We start from the raw sequence: 21,830 nt of genomic DNA on the forward strand, positions 1-21,830 counted from the left end.
TTTGCGCGCCGGACCGGACCCCGGCCAGGTCGAAACGCGCGGACTGCAGCGACTACTGGTGCAAGACGCCCGCCGAGACACGCCAAATTCTCCGACAAGAGTGCCCCATGTCTGATACCTCCCCCGCCACCGTGGTGATCTATTCCGGTGGCATGGACTCCTATACCGTTCTCCATCGAGCCCTCGCCGAAGGCCGCCAGGTGCATGCGTTGTCGTTCGATTACGGCCAGCGCCATCGCCGCGAACTCGACGTCGCCCGTCGCGTCTGTCACGAACTCAAGGTTGCCCATCAGGTGATAGACATCACCGCCATCCATGGCCTGATCGACAACTCTGCGCTGACCGACACCCGTCGCGACATGCCCGACGGTGACTACGCCGAGGACAACCTGGCCACCACCGTGGTGCCCAATCGCAACATGGTGTTGCTGTCGCTGGCCATCGCCAAGGCGGTCAATATCGGCGCCGACCGAGTCGACTACGGCGCCCACGGCGGCGATCACGTGCTCTACCCCGACTGTCGCCCGGCCTTCGTCGCGGCGATGAACGAGGTCGCGGCCATCGCCAACTTCTCACCGGTCGCCATTCACGCGCCCTATCTTGGCAAGACCAAGGCCGAGATCGTCGCCGACGGCCTCGCCCTGGGGCTCGACTACGCCAAGACCTGGACCTGCTACCGCGGCGAGGCGCTGGCCTGCGGGCGCTGCGGCAGCTGTCGCGAACGCCTGGCGGCCTTCGCCGCCCACGCCATCGAAGATCCACTTGGCTATGTCTCAAGTGATGTCTCAAGTGATGTCTCAAGTGATGTCTCAAGTGATGCCTCAAGTGATGCCTCGGGTAATGCCTCGGATGATGATGCCCCGGGCGAGGCTACGGCAGGAGACGGCCATGTATAGCGTCAAGGAAGCCTTCTATACGCTGCAGGGCGAGGGCGTGCAGTCGGGTCGAGCCAGCGTCTTTTGCCGTTTCTCCGGGTGCAATCTATGGTCAGGGCGTGAACAGGACCGGGCCAGTGCCGCCTGCCACTTCTGCGATACCGACTTCGTCGGCACCGACGGCCACCATGGGGGTCGCTTCGCCGATGCCGAGGCCCTGGCGACCCATCTCGTGAAGCTGTGGCCCCACGCCGACGCCCGGGTCGTTCCCTACGTGGTCTTTACCGGGGGGGAACCGCTGCTGCAGCTCGACACCGCCCTGATCGATGCCATGCATCGCCACGGCTTCGAGATCGGCGTCGAGACCAACGGCACTCTGCCTGCCCCTGCCGGTATCGATTGGCTGTGCGTCAGCCCCAAGGGCGACGTCCCGCTGGTACAGACGGTTGGTGACGAGCTCAAGCTCGTCTACCCCCAGGCCAGGGCCTTGCCGGAACGCTTCGAAAACCTGGGCTTCACTCACCGCCTGTTGCAGCCGATGGATGACAGCGCTCTGGATGGCGCTGGCGAGCAAGGCAACGCCGAGGACGGCGCGACAGGGCCGGGGCGGTCGCCGCTGGCCGCCGCAACCGCCTACTGCCTGGCCAATCCTCGCTGGCGCCTGACGCTACAAACCCACAAGATCGCGGGGATCGCCTGATGGCTCTGTTCGTCAACCGACTGACTCATATCGATGTGTCGCTATGGTGCCCCGAGCGGGGCCTGGTCGGCGCCAGCTGGCGCGTCGACGCCGAACTCGACGGCGAGCTGGGCGATGATGGCATGCTGTTCGACTTCGGCGAGGTCAAGCCGTGGATCAAGTCGCGCCTGGATGACGGCATCGATCACACCCTGGTGATACCCACCGACGCGCCCGGCATCAGCGTCAGCGACTGCGCCGAAGGCGTCTGCGTGCGCACCACCCTGCCCTACGCCATGCAGGTCCGCGGGCCGCGCCAGGCCTTTACCTTCTTGCCCTGGTCGCGCATCACCCCTGACAATCTGGCGCTGCACCTGTCCGAAGGGCTAAGCCGCCGACCGCCACCCCGGGTCGAGCGCATCACCCTAGCGCTCAGCGACGAGGCGATCGACGGCGCGGCCTATACCTACAGCCATGGCTTGCGCCGCCACCAGGGCAATTGCCAGCGCATCGCCCACGGCCACCGTTCGCGCCTCGAGATCCACCAGCATGGCCAGCGACAGCCCGTGCTGGAGGCTCGCTACGCCGACTGGCTGGCCGACAGCTACCTGGTCGACCGTGGCGATGTGATCGCGGACGGCGAGGATCCCTCGCGCCTGACCACCGCCTACCGCTCGCCCCAGGGCCAGTTTCGCCTGAGCCTTCCGCGTGAGCGCTGCCGGCTACTCCCGACCGCCACCACCGTGGAGCAGATCGCGTCCTGGCTCGCCGACGAAATCGCCCGAGCCACTGCCACCTCCACACGGGTGCGTGCCTTCGAGGGCACCGACAAGGGGGCCACCGCCGAGGCGGGGGCCTGATGGATTCGCCCGCTCTGACAGCGGCGCCGCGGCGCGACCCGACATCGGAGCGGCGCGACCTGAACGCCAAGAGGTCTGCATGACTGCCGAGATGATTGCCACCGATGGCTGCCGCCCCGGCTGCGGCGCTTGCTGCATCGCGCCGTCCATCAGCTCGCCGATTCCCGGCATGCCGCACGGCAAGCCCGCCGGCGTGCGCTGTATCCAGTTGGACGAGGACAACCTTTGCCGGCTGTTCGGCGATCCCCGCAGGCCGGCGGTCTGCCACCGGTTCGGCTTCGACCCTGACCTGTGCGGAAGGTCCCGCGATCAGGCACTGGCACGCATCACCGAGCTTGAACGCCTGACCTGACGCGCCGCTGGCGCATCGTATCCACGCCTTGGCGAGCCGATCTCATCGGTGGATCGCCGCTCCGCTCCCACAAGACACGAACGCCGCCCTCTCGGGCGGCGTTCGTGTCTTCCCATCGCAGCGTCAGAGGTAAGGCGGGGCTGCACATCGCGCCCCCTTACCTCAATCAGCCTCAACTGGCCTCGCTCCGACAGTGGTCAAGCGTCGCTGGTCTGCACCAGGCGCTTGTCGAGCAGCGTCCGCCAGCGCACCAGCACCGGGGCATCACACAAGGCGACCTCGGACAGCAGCGTCCGGAACTCCTCGCGACGCTTGTCGTCGCCGACATCGACCCGGGTCAGCCACAGCTCGAGAGCGCTCAGCTGTTGATGCAGGTTACCGTCCTGGGTCGCCTGCGCCAGGCCTTGTTCGGCCAGCGCGCGTACGCTGTCGTCACTGCGACCGAGACGATGACGCACCAGCGCCAGCAGCGAGGCAAGCTCCGGCACGAACAGGGTGTTGCGCTCGCGTGCCAGCAACAGGCACTGATCGAGGTAGTCCTCGGCCCGATCCAGCTCGTTGAGTGCCAGACACGCGTCCACATACCACAAGTTGGGCCGCTGGTAGGGGTCACGCCCGGTCACCTCGGCCAACTCTTCATGGCAGGCTTCGATCTGCGTCAGCCCCTCCCGGGCCCCGGACAGCGCCTGCAACCAGCCCAGCACGGTGCGCGATGACACCTGCCAGCGATGCAGGTCCGATGACCCGGTCAGTTCGAAGGCGCGCTGCGCCCTCTGGGCCGCCAGATGGACATGGCCCAGCTGGCGGTACAGAGCCGCAGCGTACATCAGCGCCATGGCCAGGCTACCCGGGTGATTGATCTGTTCGGCCAGGCGGATCGCCGACTCGACGTGGCGCTCGGCGCGCTGATAGTCACCACGCAGACACAGTGTCCAGCCCTGAAAGCACGCCGCCGCCACCTGGGGATGGTCCGAGAACGGCAGCCACTCGATCATCATCGCGGCGTTGAGCGGATCGAGTTCCTCGAGATGATCGTAGGCCTGACGAATGCGCCCCGCCCAGTACTCGCAGCTGGCACCGGCGTAGTCCGCCAGGCGGCGATAGCGCGGGTCGTCGAGCCGCGTGGCCAGATCGCCGAGCCGTGAGGCCAAATGAAACGCATCGGCGTGGGCATTGCGCTGACTACAGCCAACCCACAGCCCCCATTTGACCAGGAACGCCTGTTCCAGGTCCTCCTCGTCCTCGAGGCCTACATCGCCGCTGGCGAGCAGCTCGCGGGCCTTGACGAAGCTCTCGTGGGCGGTAGGCGAGCCGTGCCCTTCGAGGGCGAAGGCGGCTTGCCCACGCACGGTCAACAGGCTGATCTCGCGCTCCGCCTGACCGTCCACGTGACGCAGACTCGCCAGGCCATAGTCGGCCATGCGCATCGCCGTACGGTTGGCACTGACCTTGAGCGCCTCCCGGGCCGCCAATTCGAAGTACCGAGCGCCCCGAGCGAAATGACCGCTGCGCCTCAGGTGCATGGCAAAGTCCCCGGGGTGGCGGCTGATCCACACCGGAAAGCGCTCCTCGATCAGGCGCACGACCTGGCTGTGAATATCCACTCGGACATCACGCGGACAGGACAGATACGCCGCCTCGTGCAGCAACTGATGAGTAAACTGATACTCCCGGGTCGAACCCTCGCCGTCGGCATGCTCGATGATCTCAAGCCGACGCATCTCCTCCAGCGCCTTGCCCAGGCGGGCCATGTCCCAGCCACTGCACTCGGCGAGGAAGTCGAGGCGGAAGTAGCGCCCCAGCACCGCCGCGATATGGGCGACCTCACGATCGCCATCGAGCTGATCGATACGGCTGGTCAACAGACCAAGCAGGCCATGGGGCAGCTCATCGAGCTGAATGCTGCGCCCTTCGCGTCGATCCATGTCGAGGCGACGGCAGATTTCCTGCAGGTACAGCGGCACCCCGTCACAACGCTCGATGATCTGACCGCGCAGGCGCGGACTCAGGTGCAGCCGGTAGCGTCTGGCCAGCTGCGACAGCAGGCGGGAGGATTGCATGGCGTCGAGCCGTCCCAGCGTGATCTGCTGGTCCCAATGCAATTTCGTCGGCAACGACTCACGACCATGGTGGCTCGCCACCAGCAGGAACGGACAATTGATCGGCAACCGCGCCTGCAGCCCGGCCAAGACCTTGAACGATGGCTCATCGACCCACTGCAGATCGTCGATCATCAGCACCAGCGGACGCTCACCGGCGAGCCGCTGGATCAGGCCATGCACCAGCCCCACCACCACCTCGGCGGCTTCACCGCTCTGGGCCAGCTGCGACATTTCGCGCGGCTCGCGAATCCCCATGGCCTCCTCGAGCCACTCACCGGCAGACTCGTTCAAGACCTTGTCGTGAACCCGCTCGACCAGGGCCGCCAGGTTCTCGGCGGTGAGGTCCTCGCCGAGGTGCCAGCGCACCAGTTGCCGGGCAACACCGTAAGGCTCCTGCACCGACAGCCGGGTGTTGGGCTGCCAGCACACCGCCGCCTCACGGCTCTGCTCGAGCTGGCGAAAGCCCACCAGCAGCGCCGACTTGCCAAGCCCCGAAGGACCGCGCACCAGAACGCTCTGACGCAGGCCGATACCGGCTCGCGCCAGGGCATCGCGCAGGGTACGCAATGCCCCTTCGCGCCCCACCAGGTTGGGCGGCGTGGCGTCACGTCCGCCCTCATTGGTGCCCAACACCAAGGCGCGCAGGCGCACACGCCCGTCGCTGGCCACGAGGCGGGAATAGAGGCGCGGTTGCAGGTCCAGCGCAGGCGGCATGTGCTGACTCGCCTGCTGGGAAATCACCAGCTCGCTGCCCTCGGCGGCACTCATCAACTCGAGTGATCCCTGGGTCACCTGTCCCAGAGGGTCGACCAGATGTCGAGCCGGCAGATACACCACCTGACCGCTGTTGAGCCCCGCCGCCAGTTCGATGCTGGGTACCGGCCCCTCCCCGCTCCAGTGACGGGCCGACTCATCGGCCACCAGGCGACGACAGTGTTCGTACAGCGCCACGAGCTCGGCGAGCTGATGGGCGGGTCCGTGGGTACCGAAGCACGCAAGCCCCAGCCCACCGGTCGCCCCGGGCAACCAGAAGCCCCCCAGATGATGGCACTGTTTTTCGAGCCAGCGCATCAACTCGATCTGCAGCGCCAGACAGGCGCGGGTCTCGGAGCGGCTGCTGAGATCCGCAGATAGGCGCAGACGAATGGCCATCACCGACAGCTGACGGCTCTCGACTTCTTCCTCGGCCAAGGGCGCGCTATCGATGGCCAACGCCCGGGAGAACGCCCCCTTCGGCGACAGCGACTGCGGGTCGGGTTGGCCATCGGACCAGAAGCTCGCGAGCTGCAGAAAGCTTGGATCAGGCTGCTGACCGGACAGCGCCAGCAGCTGCAGAAAGGCGTTGTACTGCTCATGGGCGGCGGCCATCTGGCCCTGCTCGGCCATCTGCCTCACCAGCCGCTCGTGGAAGGGGCCGTAGCCAGAGAAGCGGCTGACCAGGTCCTGGAGTACCGTATCCGGCACCGTCCCTTCCTGATCGAGCACCCCTTCGGCGAAACGAATCACCCGCTGCCGCCATTCGTTGCGCGTCTGGATCAGCCAGCGCTGAAATTCCGGGCACGACGGTAACTGCAACTCCTCCACCAGATCGCCGCGGTAGCACCCGAGAAGCTTCTCCAGTCCCTCCACGTCTCGGGTGCCTTCCAACCGCGCCTGCAGCTCGTGGAGATCGAAATGCCACTGAGACGGCAGCTGAAAGGCGATGGTCTGGCGGGATACCGCCAGCACCTTGTCCGCCTCGTCACCGAGGGATTGCCTGAGGCAATGCAGCGCGTGGCGCAGATTGGTGCGTCCGGAGGACAAGCCCTGATCCGGCCACAACAGCTCCGCCAGGGTGGCGCGGTTGACCGGCTGGTGATGCAACAGCAGGTAGACCAGCAGCGCCTTGACCTTGTCGTAACTGAACTGAATGAGGGCATCGTCTCCCAGCGTCAGGGAAAAATGCCCAAAGAGTGCCAGGTGGTCCTGGTCGATTATCTGGGATGCATCGTGTTCGGCGTCCCGCATGATGGTGCCCCTGCGTGGCGGACGTGCTGGCCGTTAAGCCGGCACGCCGCTGTGAAAACGAAAGGCGACGTCCGGCGTCGTGACGAGTTCGGCTTCTTTGGCGCGAAATATCTCGATTCTGGCCTCAATGGGCTCCTCGGAGAGCTGGTTTGCCAGCATGATGTAATCCTCGAAATGACGCCCCTCAGACTTAACCAGACCGCGGTAGAACTTGGCAAGCACCGGGTCAAGGTGAGGAATCAGCCGAGCAAAGCGTTCACAGCTGCGTGCCTCGATCAGGGCACCGACGATCAGGATGTCGACCAGGCGCCCCGGCTCATCGGCACGAACCAGTTTTCTCAGTCCTTCAGCATAGCGCGATGCCGTGAGGTGGCGGTAGGCGACGCCGCGATCCCGCATCAGCGCCACGACCTGCTCAAAATGCAACAGCTCTTCCCGGGCCAACTGCGACATCTTGGTCAGCAGCTCCGAATGGTCGACGTAGCGATACATCAGGCTCATGGCGGTAGACGCCGCCTTCTTTTCGCACTGGGCATGATCGATCAACAGCAGCTCGGGATTCTCCAGCGCCCAGGCGACCCAGGCGTCCGGTGTCTCGCAGGGCAGGAACTCGATCAACTCCACGGGCATCAGTGGCTCGTTTGCAGCAGAAATGGCGCTCATGTGATTAGTGTTCCGGAACCTGTTGAAATCGTTTGGGCCTGCCGGCGAGCCTCGCCGGCGTCGTACAAGGCCGCACCGAGCGCGGCGTAGAGTGCCTGCGGATCTTGTGCGCGGGTGGCATCGCGGCCGATCACCACGAGACCATAGCGTGACAAGTCATGAATCCTGTCGCGCCCCACCCGTAGCAGCTCCACCGCACGCGACAGCGCCGGCTGATCGCTGCGAAACCGAATTCGGTGGCGGGTGAGCTGCGACTCCAGCAGCGCCTCATTCTCGACATGCAGGAACCGGCTGGCGACCGCGACACGCAGCGCATCCAGCTCCTGCATGCGCTCGGCTCGCTCGGCATCGGTCAGCGATAGCCAGTCGAGTATCTCGCCATCGTGGCGCTGACAGCCGCGGCAGACGCTGTCGCCCACGGTGGTGGAACAGAGCCCGACACACGGAGAAACGATTCGTTGCGCCATCGCCCCCTCCCATAAGTATGATTCGGCACATGGTACCGTCTGCCACCTTCGGTGACACCCCTACCCCCATGGAGGGAGGCCTAAATGTTTCCCGAAGACCAAAGTTCAACGCCCGTCACAGAGGGCTCTCTTAACATTGTCGACAGTTTCTTTTAGAATCCCGACACCGTTGACGCCGTTGTCATCACGCACCGATATGTCGCCTTCATGCGACAGTCGCCGTGACCCCCACAACCAATGAGGCCCCCCCGTGCTTGAAGCCTATCGCCAACATGTCGAAGAACGTGCCCAGGAAGGCGTGCCCGCCAAGCCCCTGAACGCCGAGCAGGTCGCTGAACTGGTCGAGCTGCTCAAGGCCCCCCCGGCCGGCGAAGAAGAAGCCATCCTGGATCTGCTGACCAATCGCGTGCCTCCGGGGGTCGATGAGGCCGCCTACGTCAAGGCCGGGTTCCTGACCGCCATCGCCAAGGGCGAGGCGACGTCGCCGCTGATCGACAAGGTCCACGCGGCCAAGCTGCTCGGCACCATGCAGGGCGGTTACAACATCGCTACCCTGGTCGAGCTGCTCGACGACGAGAGCCTGGCCAAGGAAGCCGGCGAACAGCTCAAGCACACCCTGTTGATGTTCGATGCCTTCCACGACGTCGCCGATCGCGCCAAGGCCGGCAATGCGGTGGCCAAGGACGTGATGCAGGCCTGGGCCGATGCCGAATGGTTCCTGTCCAAGCCGGCGCTCGCCGAAAAGATCACCCTGACCGTCTTCAAGGTACCGGGCGAAACCAACACCGATGATCTGTCCCCGGCACCGGACGCCTGGTCGCGTCCGGACATCCCGCTGCATGCCAACGCCATGCTCAAGAATGAGCGCGACGGCATCGAGCCGGAAGTGCCCGGCACCAAGGGCCCCATGGCCCAGATCGAAGCGGTCAAGGCCAAGGGCTTCCCGGTCGCCTACGTCGGCGACGTCGTCGGCACCGGCTCCTCGCGCAAGTCTGCCACCAACTCGGTGCTGTGGTTCTTCGGTGACGACATCCCCAACGTCCCCAACAAGCGCGCCGGAGGCTTCTGCTTCGGCAGCAAGATCGCTCCGATCTTCTTCAACACCATGGAAGACGCCGGCGCCCTGCCGGTCGAGATGGACGTCGAGAAGATGGACATGGGCGATGTCATCGACGTCTACCCGTACGAAGGCAAGGTGTGCCGTCACGACACCGACGAAGTCATCTCGACCTTCGAGCTCAAGACCCAGGTGATCCTCGACGAAGTGCGCGCCGGCGGACGTATCCCGCTGATCGTCGGCCGTGGGCTGACCGACAAGGCCCGCCAGGAACTCGGTCTCGGCCAGTCTGACGTCTTCCGCCTGCCCGAGCAGCCCAAGGACACCGGCAAGGGCTACACCCTGGCCCAGAAGATGGTCGGCAAGGCCTGCGGCATGGACGGCGTGCGTCCGGGCATGTACTGCGAGCCGAAGATGACCACCGTGGGTTCCCAGGACACCACCGGCCCGATGACCCGCGACGAGCTCAAGGACCTGGCGTGCCTCGGCTTCCAGGCCGACCTGGTGATGCAGTCCTTCTGCCACACCAGCGCCTACCCGAAGCCCGTCGACGTCGAGACCCACCATACCCTGCCGGACTTCATCATGAACCGCGGCGGCGTGTCCCTGCGTCCCGGCGACGGCATCATCCACTCGTGGCTGAACCGCATGCTGCTGCCCGACACCGTCGGCACCGGTGGCGATTCCCACACCCGCTTCCCGATGGGCATCTCGTTCCCCGCAGGCTCCGGCCTGGTCGCCTTCGCCGCGGCCACCGGCGTCATGCCGCTGGACATGCCGGAGTCCGTGCTGGTGCGCTTCAAGGGCGAGCGCCAGCCCGGCGTCACCCTGCGTGATCTGGTCCACGCGATCCCCTACTACGCCATCCAGCAGGGCCTCTTGACCGTCGAGAAGTCCGGCAAGAAGAACGCCTTCTCCGGCCGCGTGCTCGAAATCGAAGGCCTCGAGGACTTGACCGTCGAGCAGGCGTTCGAGCTGTCCGACGCCAGCGCCGAGCGCTCTGCGGCGGGTTGCACCATCACCCTGTCCGACGCCTCCGTCACCGAATATCTGAAGTCGAACGTCACCTTGCTCAAGTGGATGATCGCCAACGGCTACGGCGACAAGCGCACCATCGAGCGTCGTATCCTGGCCATGCAGGAATGGCTCGAGAACCCGAGCCTGATGCGCGCCGACAAGGACGCCGAGTACGCCGAGGTCATCGAGATCGATCTTGCCGAGCTCAAGGAGCCGGTGCTGTGTGCGCCCAACGACCCGGACGATGCACGCCTGCTGTCCGACGTCGCCGGCCAGAAGATCGACGAGGTCTTCATTGGCTCGTGCATGACCAACATCGGCCACTTCCGCGCCGCCGGCAAACTGCTCGAGAAGCAGCCCGCAGGCAGCTTGAAGACCAAGCTGTGGCTCGCGCCGCCGACCAAGATGGACCAGCATCAGCTGACCGAGGAAGGCTACTACGGCATCTATGGCCGCGCCGGTGCGCGCATGGAAATGCCGGGCTGCTCGCTGTGCATGGGTAACCAGGCCCGCGTCGCCGCCAAGAGCACCGTGGTGTCCACCTCCACCCGTAACTTCCCCAACCGCCTGGGCGACGGTGCCGACGTCTACCTGGCCTCGGCGGAACTCGCCGCGGTGGCCGCGGTGGAAGGTCGCCTGCCGTCGGTGGACGAGTATCGCCGTTACATGGGCGAGTTCGACGCCATGGCCGGAGAGATCTATCGTTACCTCAACTTCCACGAAATCGAGGAGTTTCAGAAGGCTGCCTCGAACGTGATCCCGGTGGCTCAAGAGGCCTGATGTCCGGGGCCTGTACCAGGCCCCTTGCCTTGAGAGAACGGATCACACCCTTCGACTCCGATGCTCGCAACATCGAATGGCCCGCCGAAGCGGCGGCCATGAGCCGATGACCGAAGCGCCCTACGGGGCGCTTTTTTTCGGTCAGCAGTCGCCCCCAGCCTGCTCTGCGACGCTCGCTTGGGCCATCTCCTTGCCTTTCGCCGCCCACCCTCCGACGGTGCCCTCTGCCATCCGCGCGCCCGTCCAGCCACCGCGGACCTACGACCGGCGCGCTTGCCCCAGGACGGGCGCCGCGCCAAATGCCTGCATCAGGGATCGCGACCACTGACCGCAAGCGTCCGGCTGTGGCATGATCGACGCAGTGCCCCCAAGGAGAACCGTCATGACCAGCATCGTCACCCCGGATATCTGTGATGCTTATCCCGAAGTCGCCGTGTGCGATCCGATCTTTGCCAACGTCGGCGGCATCGAGGCCTTCTGCGGCCCCATACGCACGGTCAAGTGCTTCGAGGACAACTCGCTGGTCAAGCAGGCGGTGAACGAGCCCTGCGACGGTGCCATCCTGGTGGTCGATGCCGGAGGATCGATGCGCTGCGCCATGCTCGGCGACATGCTGGCCGAACAGGCCGCCGGCAATGGCTGGGCCGGGGTGATCCTGTACGGCTGCGTGCGCGACGTGGATATCCTGGCCGAGACCGAGCTCGGCATTCAGGCCATCGGCGCCCATCCGCGCAAGAGCGAGAAGCGCGGCGAAGGCAGTCGCGACATCAGCGTCACCTTCGCCGGCGTGACCTTCTCACCGGGCCAATGGCTGTACGCCGACAACAACGGCATCCTGGTGGCAGATGAGAAACTCGTACTCGACTAGTCTGACCCGGCGTCACTCGCCCATCTCCCATCGCTGCCGCACCTTGCCCGCGATAGGCTCCGGCCCAGCCTAGCGCTCCGGCCCAGACCAGCACCGCGCGGGGCGCAGCCTAGCGCCACTCCGGGCCCGGCCTAGCGCCACGCAGGGTGAGCACACCTCACCCCGGGAGCGAGCCAAGCGGCAGCCAGTGCCGATGCCGTCGTTGTGCCAGCCGCCCGCCATGGCCGAGCACAACGGCAAGTTCACGCCGCCGGCCACGCCTGGCGCTGGCGCTTTACCTGGCACGGCGCGGGATGTCAGGCTAACGCCATGACCTTCCGCCTCGAGCCACCATGAACCCACTGGTCAAAGATGTCCTCGCCAGCCTGCGAGACCACCTGCGTCCACTGCTGGCTTACCACCTGCTGTTCACCCTGCTGGCCTCGAGCCTGCTGCTACCCGCCATCGGCTGGACCCTGGCCGCCTGGTCGGGACGCGTGGGGCGCCCGATCGTCACGACCATGGATGCGCTGCATCTGCTGCTGTCGCCCAACGGCCTGGCCTGGGCCTACGCCGGGGCCTGCGCGATCCTGACCGTGCTCTACCTGCAGCAGGCCGGCATGATGCTGATGGCGATCGACCGTCGCGGCTCCCACGCCCGTCAGGCCCTGGCCGCCCTATGGCTATCCCTGCACCGCCTGCCGGCAGCGCTTGGCCTGGCCATGCTTCAGGTGGCCTGCCATCTGGCCATGCTGGTGGTGGTGGCGGTCTGCGTCGCGGCCTTGCACAGCGCCATCATCGGCAATCTCGATCCGTACTATATCCGGCGTATCCGTCCGCCGGCGTTCTGGCAGTTCATCGCCGCCTGCCTGCCACTGCTCGGCACCTGGGCGTGGCTCGCCGGCCGCCTGTTCGTTCACTGGTGGCTGGCGCTGCCTTGCCTGGTACTGGAGAGAATATCGCCTCTCGCCGCACTCAGGCGCAGCCTGACGCTGACTCGTCACCGCCTGCCCGGCATGGCCGCGGCGGTGTTCGGCATGCTCGGCGTCATTCTTGTCCTGCCTGTGCTGGCGTCTGCCGCGTTCAGCAAGCTGGCCGCACCACTGCTCGCCGGCCTGCCTAACATCACCGCCTTGGTCGTGCCGGTGATGCTGGTTGTGGTGACCCTGGTCATCCTGCTGACCCTGGCCATTGCCTTCGCCGCCATCGCCCTGAATGCCCTGCTGGCCGCCTGCCTCTACTTGCGCCTGGCCCACCGCGAGCCGCGCCCCGAACCGCCCCCGGCGGATGCCCACCCGGGCCGGCTCGCCTGGGGCGTCGAAGTCGGCGTGATCATCTTCGCCATCAGCCAGGCCTGGTTGATGCTCGATCGCCACGAGATTCGCGATAACGTCAGCGTCATCGCCCACCGTGGCAGCTCGCAGGTGGCGCCGGAGAACAGCCTGTCGGCCATTCGCCAGGCGCTCAGCGACGGAGCCGATCAGGTCGAGATCGACGTGCGCCTGTCCGCGGATGGCACGCCGGTACTCAGCCATGACGCCAGCCTCAGCCGCCTGGCGGGAGACAATCGGCGCATCGCAGAGGTGAACTGGGCCGCGCTCGCGGACGTCGATATTGGCTCCAGCTTCGGCCATGCCTTCGCCGGCGAGGGCCTGGCAAGCCTTGCCGAAGCCCTCGCTGCGGTGAGAGGCCGAGCGGGACTCGTCATCGAACTCAAGCCGGACCAGGGCAACGAGGCAAGCCTGCTGGCGGCGGTCATGACGACGCTTGTCGAGGAACGCGACGTGCGCCGCACCTGCCGCGACGCCGCCGTCGACGCCCTGGCCCGGATACAATGCGGAAACCCACGCATCTTTAAGGACACCTGGCTTGCCACCCTGTCCTACCGTCAGCTGGTGCGCATCGATGAACAAGCACCGCAAGCACGCACGCTGCTGCTCGCCGAATGGTCCTTGCCCGGCGGCCTGCCACGCCATCGCTTCAACGCCCTGGGCTTGCGCCACACCCGCATCGACGAATCCGAGCGCCGCCGGGCCAAGCACTATGGCGACACCCTCTACGCCTGGACGGTCAACGACGCTGACCGCATGGCTCGCCTTATCGACCTCGGCGTCGACGGCATCATCACCGACCGTCCCGAGCGACTCAGGGCGATACTGCGCGAGCGCAGCCAGCTCGGCGATGGCGCCCTGCTGCTGCTGAAGCTGCGCCACTGGCTGGCGGATAGCTGAGCGATCCGCCCCCTTAACCGCGCCGCCCTGCGCTCATCGCGCCAACCGCGAGCCCTGGGCACGCCCCTGCCAGGACCCACCCATGGCCCGTGGCGACGGCAAGCGGCGATGCACCAAAAAAAACCGCCGCCGGGGACTCCGGCGGCGGCGTTAGGCATCACCACTGCTGTCGCCCGCTAGTCCCCCATGACCACGCCTTCGCGGCGCGGGTCGGCCCCGCCGAAGATCCCCTCCTCGGTGACTCGCAAGGCCTGCAGCCCACTGACCAGCTCCCGGGTCTCGACCTCATGACCGAGGCCCTGAAGGTCCCGCACCACCGCATCCGGGAAGCGCCCTTCCTCCAGGTACACGGTGCCGCCCGTGGTGATGGCATGCGGCAGATTCAACGCCTGCTGGGCATCCAGGTCCCAGTGCAGCATGGCGTCGATCGCCTCGGCGGTGTAGTGGATGATCGCCGCGCCCCCCGGGGAGCCCAGGCTCGCCACCAGATCGCCGCTGTCGCGATCGAAGACAAGCGTCGGGCTCATGCTCGATCGCGGGCGCTTGCCTGCCTCGACGCGATTGGCAATCGGCGTCCCCTGATCATCGGTGGCGCGAAACGAAAAATCGGTGAGTTCGTTATTGAGCAGAAACCCACCCGGCTGATCCGATCCGCCATTGGCCATGATCCGAGCGCCAAAGGCCTGCTCGATGCTCGTGGTCATGGCCAGCGCCTGCCCCTCGGCATCGATGATGCTGATGTGGCTTGTGCCGTGTTCAGGCTGCTCGGGCTGGGAGGCCAATGCCGACTCCAGCGGCGCCGGATTACCCGGTTCAGCCGCACCACTGCCCATGCTCTGATCCTTGATCAGCTCGGCGCGCTTGGCCAGGTAGTCTTCGGCCAACAGCGTCGACCAGTCGCCCCCCGGCGCATCGACGAAGTCACCGTCGCCGATGTAGCGACCGCGATCGGCAAAGGCCAGTCGCGACGCTTCCAGAAAGGGGTGCAGCCATTCCACCGTCGGCACGCCGTCTTTCACCGGCGTCTCGATCGCCGGCCGGGCCGCCATCATGCCGAGAATCTGCATCAGGGTCAGGTGGCCGGAGGACGGCGGCGGAAAGCCGCATACCTCCCACTGACGCCACGGCGTGCACAACGGATCACGCTCCACCGCCGCGTAGCCGGCCATGTCCTCGAGAGATAACACGCCAGGCATGTCGGGATGATGGCGGACGCGAGCGACCAGATCCTCGGCGATCTGCCCGGTATGCAGGGCCGAACTCCCTTGCTCGGCGATTCGGGTCAGCACCGCCGCCAGGGCCGGGTTCTTCAGCGTCTCGCCTGCGGCCAGTGCTTCGCCATCGGCGTTGAAATAGAAGGCGCCAGCGATCTCGTCATCGGCCAACGATGGCGTCGCCGCTATGCTCTGGTGCAACCGCGGGCTGATCTCGAACCCTTCGGTCGCCAGGGTAATGGCGGGCTCGAACAGCGCCTTCCACGGCAGCTTGCCGTGGCTATCGTGGGCCATCTCGAGCATCCTGACGGTGCCGGGAACGCCCACCGAACGCCCACTCTCCACCGCGGTCATGAAATCGAGCGGCTTGCCTTCGCCGTCGAGAAACAGCGACTCGTCGACGCCGCCAGGCGCCTGCTCGCGGCCGTCATAGGCGAACACTTCGCCATCCTCGGCCAGCATCAGAAAGGCTCCCCCGCCGATGCCACTGGACTGTGGTTCCACCAGGGTCAGCACCATCTGCACGGCGATGGCGGCATCGATGGCCGAGCCCCCGGCCTTCAACACCTGATAGCCCGCATCGGTGGCCAGCGGGTTGGCCGCCGCCACGGCGAAGGAGGATGTCGACCAGCCCGGCTTCTCCTCATAGCCGGAACCGGTCTCCGGCGCTATCGAGGGTCGTGAGTATTGAAAGTCGTCGGCGGCGATAGCGCTGCTGGCCGTTAGCCACAGGCCGACGCCGAGCGTGGCATGAGCCGCTAGCCGGTGAAGCGGACGGGCGGAGCCCAGCGCCATGGGTAAACGCAAGGATGGGGTCGAGGGGATCATCACGGCTCCTTGTTGTGATCTAGGGGTTATCGTTGTGTCGTGCTGCGCCTTGTGCCGCACTCATCGCGCCGAACGGCCGTCGCCACGGAACCTGGGGCACGCCCCCTCGAACGACTCCGCGAGCCGTTGCAGGGGAGTCCCGTAGACGCCCTGCGCTGACGTCATGTCGACTTGAGCGTGACGGCAATCACCTCATAACTACGCTTTTCTAACACAGAATGGCTCTTCCACAGCATAGGCCAGGAGGGCTCCGGCGGCCGCGGCAACATCTGCCGAGCGCCGGCACACCCGTCAGGCACCGCCTTCGTAGCGCCGCAGGCGCCAGTTGGCAAAACCACACAGCAAGGCCAAGGCGAGAAGCCCCAGGGCGGTCCAGCCGAGTACAGCGACCAGGTGGTGATAACCGACGGGGACGTCATGCGGGCGAGCGCGCATGCCCACTTCCGCCAGACGCGCCCCGCCAAACAGCAGAGCGACAAGCAGGCCAAGCGGCAATGCCGAGCGCCGACGAGCGAGGACACGCGTCAGCGCCCAAGGAGGAGTCGGCTGGCGAGGAGCCTTGGCCTTGCTCGCGACCGACGACTTGGCGGTCGTCTTGCTGGCCGTCTTGCCCGCCGTCTGGTTCGCCGGCTTGGCGGCCGCCTTCTGCTGTCGCGACGACGGGCGCTTTCTGGGCGTCGGCGTGCGGCGCGACGAGCCCTGCGGTGACAGTCGCGCGACGCACCAGCGCCCGACCGACCACAGCGCCCACCCCGCACACACCCCGATGGACAAGAGCACGCTGCCCATCACCAACAGATACGCCATCGACTCGATCCCCGACAAGAAAGTCTGCCATGGTGCCAAGTTCGCCGCCCTTTGGGGAGCCCCTTGTTGCGTCAATACGCGCTCAAGTTCTTGATGATCAAGGGCCAGGTGGCACCGAGCCGCGAGGACACCGGCACCTTGCCGGCGGGCAAGCGTCCCGGGCAACCCCCTTCTGTCACGCGCCAGGACCCCTTGGCGGCTACCAGATCGCCCAACGCGGGATAGCGCATCGCCGCTCGCCCATCAGTTCAAGGCGCCACGCAGTACGGCCTGAACCACACCGGTGGTGACATCAACCAACAAGGCATCGGAGCCCGCCTGGCGCCACTGGTGGCCGGAATAGCGCGGCAAGACGTCATCGAAGCGGCGATCCAACCGGTGAGCGACGCCCCTCGGCAGTGGCTCACCGCGAGAATAATGGTGACGGCGATCGCCGCGAATCTCGATCCAGTCGCGATGACGACGAAACAGGTCCCGTAGGGCGTTCTCGTCCACCACCACATAGCGATCATCACGATCACGGCGATGATCCCGGTCATGGCGATCACGGCGATGATCCCGGTCGTGGCGATCCCGGTCGTGGCGATCCCGGTCGTGGTGGTCATGATCATGACGGCCCGCATGGGCATGCCGATGGCGCTGGTCATCGCGCCCGTGGTGCTTGCGTGCGTCGTGACGGTCACCATGACCACGATGCTGGTGGTGGTCGTCGCGAGCGTCCGCGTTTCCCGCCCAGGCGCTGCCCAGCGTCACCGCCAGCACCATGGCGGCGGCCGACACCCCGGACGCCACGCGCCGGCCTGTCTGATGCATCCAGCCCCGGTGATCCGCACCTGACGCCTCCGTCACGGGTGAGCGGGCCTGTGCCGCGGGGAACCGGCGATTCTGGTGAGACATGGGGGTCACCTGTCATATCGAAAACCTGTGCCAATTCTAGCGGCCAGGGCGCACCAGATCCCTGCCAGGCCCCAGACTCCACAGGCTTTGCACCGGCGTCGCTCGATCCCGACAGGCCCGCAACACCCCCGGACGGTGGTCGCTCGCCACACCAGTGGCGCGCCACTACCATGACAGACGCCGCGGGCTGGGCCGCGGCGTCTCTGGGTCACACCTGTCGCCATCGACCTTGAGCGGTCGACGACGCTAGCCATCGAGCATCAGTCGATGGTTTCGCCGGCCAACATGAACCAGGTCTCGAGTACCGCGTCCGGATTCAGCGACACGGAGTCGATCCCTTGCTCCATCAGCCACTTGGCAAGCTCCGGGTGATCCGACGGCCCTTGGCCACAGATCCCGACGTACTTGCCCTTGGACTTGCACGCTTGAATCGCCATCGCCAGCAGCTTCTTGACCGCAGGATTACGCTCGTCGAACAGGTGCGCGACGATACCCGAATCGCGATCCAGGCCCAGGGTCAGCTGAGTCAGGTCGTTGGAGCCGATCGAGAAGCCATCGAAATACTCCAGGAACTCGTCGGCGAGCAAGGCGTTGGCCGGCAGCTCACACATCATGATGACTTTCAGGCCATTGTCACCGCGCTTGAGACCGTTTTGCGCGAGCAGATCGACCACTTCTCGTGCTTCATCGACGGTACGCACGAAGGGCACCATGAGCTCGACATTGTCGAGGCCCATCTCGTCACGCACCCGCTTCATGGCGCGGCACTCGAGCTCGAAACACGGACGGAAGGTCTCCGAGATGTAGCGCGACGCGCCCCGGAAGCCCAGCATGGGGTTTTCTTCACCGGGCTCGTAGAGCTTCCCGCCGATCAGGTTCTCGTACTCGTTGGACTTGAAGTCGGACATCCGCACGATCACGCGCTGGGGATAGAACGCGGCGGCCAGGGTCGAGATGCCCTCGACCAGCTTGTCGACGTAGAAGCTGACCGGATCGTCGTAGCCGGCGGTGCGCAGATCGATGGTCTGCTGAAGCTCAGCCGGCAGGGTGTCATAGTCAAACAGCGCCTTCGGGTGCACGCCGATCATGCGGTTGATGATGAACTCGAGGCGCGCAAGACCGACGCCGGCGTTGGGCAGGCTGGCGAAGCTGAAGGCGCGGTCCGGGTTGCCGACGTTCATCATGATCTTGAACGGGATATCGGGCATGGCGTCGACGCTGGTGACGTTGCGATCGAACTCCAGCAAACCGTCGTAGACGTGACCGGTATCGCCCTCGGCGCAGGACACGGTGACGTCCCGACCATCGGCCAGCACGCTGGTGGCATCGCCACAGCCGACCACGGCGGGAATGCCCAGCTCACGGGCGATGATGGCCGCATGACAGGTACGCCCGCCGCGGTTGGTGACGATGGCCGAGGCGCGCTTCATGATCGGCTCCCAGTCGGGGTCGGTCATGTCGGTCACCAGCACATCCCCCGGGGTAACCTTGTTCATTTCCTCCGGCGTCAGGATCACCTTCACCGTGCCGCGACCGATGCGCTGGCCGATGGCGCGGCCGGTGACGATGGTGCGCCCCTTTTCCTTGAGCTGGAAGCGCTCCAGCGACCCGCCCTCCTGCTGGGACACCACGGTCTCGGGCCGCGCCTGGACGATGTAGAGCTGACCGTCGTCGCCGTCCAGCGCCCACTCGATATCCATGGGCCGCTGATAGTGCTGCTCGATGGTCATCGCCTGACGGGCCAGTGCCATTACCTGCTCATCATCGATGCTGAAGCGCCCACGATCGGACAGGGGCACGTCGACGGTCGCCACGGACTTGCCAGCGCTGGCGTCCTCGGTGTAGACCATCTTGATCAGCTTGGAGCCGAGGTTGCGGCGTAGCACCGCGGGCCGGCCGGCGGCCAGTGTGCCCTTGTGCACGTAGAACTCATCCGGGTTCACGGCGCCCTGCACCACGGTTTCGCCAAGGCCCCAGGAGGACGTCACGAAGACCGCTTCACGAAAACCCGACTCGGTGTCGAGAGTGAACATCACGCCGCTCGCCCCCGTCTCGGAGCGCACCATCTTCTGAACGCCGGCGGAAAGCGCCACGTTCTCGTGGGCATAGCCACGGTGTACCCGGTAGGAAATGGCACGGTCATTGAACAGCGACGCGAACACCTCGTGCACGGCACGCTTGATGTTGTCGTAGCCTTCGATATTGAGGAAGGTTTCCTGCTGGCCGGCGAAGGACGCATCGGGGAGATCTTCGGCGGTGGCGGAGCTTCTTACCGCCACCTTGAGGTTCGGATGCTTGGCCTGGAGGGCCTCGTAGGCGGCACCGAGCGACTTCTCGAACGCCGGGGGCAGCGGTGTATCGATCACCCACTGGCGGATCTTGGCCCCGGCTTCGGCCAAGGCGGCCACATCGTCGACGTCCAGGCGAGCAAGCTCGGCATTGATACGATCGTTCAGCCCTTCGTGGGACAGAAATTCTCGATAGGCATCGGCCGTGGTCGCGAAACCGCCGGGCACGGTGACCCCCGCGCCGGACAGGTTGGAAATCATTTCACCAAGCGATGCATTCTTGCCGCCTACTCGCTCTACATCGTTCATGCCCAGCTTATCGAACCACTCGATGTACTTGTCCACGTGACCCCCTTGGATGTCGACGTCTGGCGCACGTGACGCGCCGTCATGAAGTTGATGTTGGCGACTCTATCAGCGACCCGCCATATTCGCCATTAGTCTAATAGCGAAGTCAGTGGAGGATTTTTACAACACCGAGGCGTTTTCGACGATTTCTGTAGTCGCCTCTCTGACGGGCCACTGCGCGGCGAATGCCGGGCCAGGCCCTCTCGGCGCGGTGCCCCACGGCGAGCTCGCGATTAACGGGGTAACGGCGCCTAGCGCATCGACCTCCCCGCCCGCGGCATCGCAAGGTAGCTTGTCCCCGATCGCATCGGCGAGGACAATACTCGCATCTTCTTAAAGGGGCTTCCCATGACCCGTACCGCCTTTTTCATCTCCGATGGCACCGGCATCACCGCCGAAAGCCTCGGGCGTAGCCTCCTCGCTCAATTCGAAAACGTCGAGATCAGAAAGCTCACCAAGCCCTACATCGACACCCTGGAAAAGGCACGTTCGCTAGCCAGCATCATCGCCGCCACGGCGGTCAGAGACGGCGTCCAACCCATCATCATCGACACCATCGTCGATCAGAAGATTCGCGACGTGATCCGCGAAGCGCCGGGCTTCAAGGTCGATATCTTCTCGACCTTCCTCGAGCCTTTGGAGCGTGAACTCGAGACCCATTCGTCCTACAGCGTCGGTCGCACCCACGCCATTTCCAGCGACGACATCTACATGGACCGCATTCACTCGGTGCACTTCGCCCTCGACAATGACGATGGCGCTCGCACCCACCAGTATGATCAGGCCGATGTCATCCTGGTGGGCGTCTCGCGCTGCGGCAAGACGCCGACGTCGCTGTACCTGGCACTGCAGTTCGGCGTGCGCGCGGCGAACTACCCGCTGACCGAAGACGATCAGGACGAAAGCGGCACCCTCAAGCTTCCGCCCGTGCTCGCCAAGCATCGTCACAAGCTGTTTGGCCTGACCATCGACCCGCGTCGGCTGGCGGCGATCCGTCATGAGCGTCGACCCAATAGCCGCTACAGCTCGATGGACCAGTGCATGCAGGAGGTCGCCCAGGCAGAGGCGATGTACCGTCAGCTGCACATCCCTTTCATCGACGCCACACGCTTCTCGGTGGAAGAAATCTCCACCCGCATGATCGCCGAGACAGGCATCAATCGTCGCTTTTCACCACGCTGACGGCCACCCCGGTACCCACCACGCAGCCCGACCACGCAGGGCCCGACCAGCCCTTCGGCGGGTCGCTTCACGCTTGACACTCGCGGTCATGCCAGGCGCCGGGGCGAGCGCAGCCCGGGCGCCGAGCGTCAGGCATCCGCGGCGCCATCTTGCAATGAGAGTCAATCTCGCTACTATTTACATCATCGTCGCGAGCACGGCTGCCGCTCCTCCTTGCCCTGTTCCTTCGACGACTCTTCTTCGGCAAACGCCTGACCGGCCTGCGACTGGCGGAAGGACGCAGCCTTCCCGAGACAGCCCCAGGACGTCGTGGCGGGCCGGAAATGGCA

General features: G+C 65.5%; 16 protein-coding genes. 8 read left to right on the forward strand and 8 right to left on the reverse strand.

Annotation, left to right across the window (positions count from 1 at the left end):
• Positions 1 to 107 precede the first annotated feature (107 nt).
• The 4 genes from queC to ACUN9Y_RS19050 all read left to right on the forward strand — a co-directional run bounded on the left by queC (position 108) and on the right by ACUN9Y_RS19050 (position 2,766).
• Entirely contained in the window at positions 108 to 896 is a 789-nt protein-coding gene (gene queC, locus ACUN9Y_RS19035; protein ID WP_445462307.1) for a 7-cyano-7-deazaguanine synthase QueC, read from the forward strand.
• The gene (gene queE / locus ACUN9Y_RS19040; protein ID WP_445462308.1) at positions 889 to 1,575 is read left to right on the forward strand and encodes a 7-carboxy-7-deazaguanine synthase; all 687 of its coding nucleotides are present in this window, start codon (positions 889 to 891) and stop codon (positions 1,573 to 1,575) included. Before queC ends, queE begins: the two co-directional genes overlap by 8 nt.
• Entirely contained in the window at positions 1,575 to 2,414 is an 840-nt protein-coding gene (locus tag ACUN9Y_RS19045) for a 6-carboxytetrahydropterin synthase (RefSeq protein WP_445462309.1), read from the forward strand. Before queE ends, ACUN9Y_RS19045 begins: the two co-directional genes overlap by 1 nt.
• A 79-nt stretch (positions 2,415 to 2,493) precedes the next feature.
• Positions 2,494 to 2,766 (forward strand): YkgJ family cysteine cluster protein, encoded by a 273-nt coding sequence (locus tag ACUN9Y_RS19050; RefSeq protein WP_445462310.1) that lies wholly within the window; start codon positions 2,494 to 2,496, stop codon positions 2,764 to 2,766.
• A 197-nt stretch (positions 2,767 to 2,963) separates the two neighbouring features.
• Here ACUN9Y_RS19050 and ACUN9Y_RS19055 read toward each other — a convergent pair whose 3' ends face one another.
• From ACUN9Y_RS19055 to ACUN9Y_RS19065, 3 genes are read right to left on the reverse strand one after another with little or no spacing between them, the layout of a single operon-like run.
• On the reverse strand, positions 2,964 to 6,875 hold the full coding sequence (locus tag ACUN9Y_RS19055) for an AAA family ATPase (RefSeq protein ID WP_445462311.1): 3,912 nt from the start codon (positions 6,873 to 6,875) through the stop codon (positions 2,964 to 2,966).
• A 33-nt stretch (positions 6,876 to 6,908) separates the two neighbouring features.
• Positions 6,909 to 7,538: a tRNA-(ms[2]io[6]A)-hydroxylase gene (locus ACUN9Y_RS19060; protein ID WP_445462312.1), complete on the reverse strand. Its 630-nt coding sequence runs from the start codon at positions 7,536 to 7,538 to the stop codon at positions 6,909 to 6,911.
• Complete coding sequence (locus tag ACUN9Y_RS19065) at positions 7,535 to 8,005, reverse strand: DUF1289 domain-containing protein (protein ID WP_445462313.1); 471 nt, start codon at positions 8,003 to 8,005, stop codon at positions 7,535 to 7,537. The genes ACUN9Y_RS19060 and ACUN9Y_RS19065 overlap by 4 nt, the downstream gene beginning before the upstream one ends.
• Positions 8,006 to 8,255: 250 nt before the next feature.
• On the opposite strand from ACUN9Y_RS19065, the gene acnB reads away from it, so the two are divergent.
• The 3 genes from acnB (at position 8,256) to ACUN9Y_RS19080 (ending at position 13,937) form a co-directional block, all read left to right on the forward strand.
• Positions 8,256 to 10,859 carry a bifunctional aconitate hydratase 2/2-methylisocitrate dehydratase gene (gene acnB, locus ACUN9Y_RS19070; RefSeq protein WP_445462314.1) on the forward strand — a complete coding sequence of 868 codons (2,604 nt, stop codon included), beginning with the start codon at positions 8,256 to 8,258 and terminating at the stop codon, positions 10,857 to 10,859.
• Between the two features lie 382 nt (positions 10,860 to 11,241).
• Positions 11,242 to 11,727, forward strand: coding sequence for a ribonuclease E activity regulator RraA (rraA, locus tag ACUN9Y_RS19075; protein ID WP_445462315.1), 486 nt, complete (start codon positions 11,242 to 11,244; stop codon positions 11,725 to 11,727).
• A 332-nt stretch (positions 11,728 to 12,059) separates the two neighbouring features.
• Positions 12,060 to 13,937: a glycerophosphodiester phosphodiesterase family protein gene (locus ACUN9Y_RS19080; protein ID WP_445462316.1), complete on the forward strand. Its 1,878-nt coding sequence runs from the start codon at positions 12,060 to 12,062 to the stop codon at positions 13,935 to 13,937.
• 176 nt (positions 13,938 to 14,113) lie between these two features.
• Here the strand turns inward: ACUN9Y_RS19080 and ggt are convergent, their stop codons facing one another.
• From ggt to ppsA, 5 genes are all read right to left on the reverse strand, one after another.
• Positions 14,114 to 15,979: a gamma-glutamyltransferase gene (gene ggt / locus ACUN9Y_RS19085; protein WP_445462317.1), complete on the reverse strand. Its 1,866-nt coding sequence runs from the start codon at positions 15,977 to 15,979 to the stop codon at positions 14,114 to 14,116.
• A 291-nt stretch (positions 15,980 to 16,270) separates the two neighbouring features.
• A complete protein-coding gene (locus ACUN9Y_RS19090; protein WP_445462318.1) occupies positions 16,271 to 16,786 on the reverse strand; it encodes a hypothetical protein in 516 nt (171 codons plus the stop codon).
• Between the two features lie 71 nt (positions 16,787 to 16,857).
• Positions 16,858 to 17,016, reverse strand: a complete 159-nt coding sequence (locus tag ACUN9Y_RS19095; protein ID WP_445462319.1) for a hypothetical protein — start codon at positions 17,014 to 17,016, stop codon at positions 16,858 to 16,860.
• 13 nt (positions 17,017 to 17,029) lie between these two features.
• Complete coding sequence (locus ACUN9Y_RS19100; RefSeq protein WP_445462320.1) at positions 17,030 to 17,683, reverse strand: hypothetical protein; 654 nt, start codon at positions 17,681 to 17,683, stop codon at positions 17,030 to 17,032.
• A 260-nt stretch (positions 17,684 to 17,943) separates the two neighbouring features.
• Positions 17,944 to 20,316: a phosphoenolpyruvate synthase gene (ppsA, locus tag ACUN9Y_RS19105; RefSeq protein ID WP_445462321.1), complete on the reverse strand. Its 2,373-nt coding sequence runs from the start codon at positions 20,314 to 20,316 to the stop codon at positions 17,944 to 17,946.
• A gap of 351 nt (positions 20,317 to 20,667) precedes the next feature.
• On the opposite strand from ppsA, the gene ppsR reads away from it, so the two are divergent.
• Positions 20,668 to 21,501: a posphoenolpyruvate synthetase regulatory kinase/phosphorylase PpsR gene (gene ppsR / locus ACUN9Y_RS19110; protein ID WP_445462322.1), complete on the forward strand. Its 834-nt coding sequence runs from the start codon at positions 20,668 to 20,670 to the stop codon at positions 21,499 to 21,501.
• The last annotated feature ends 329 nt before the right edge of the window (positions 21,502 to 21,830 follow it).

It is taken from the genome of Halomonas sp. V046 (assembly GCF_052645355.1).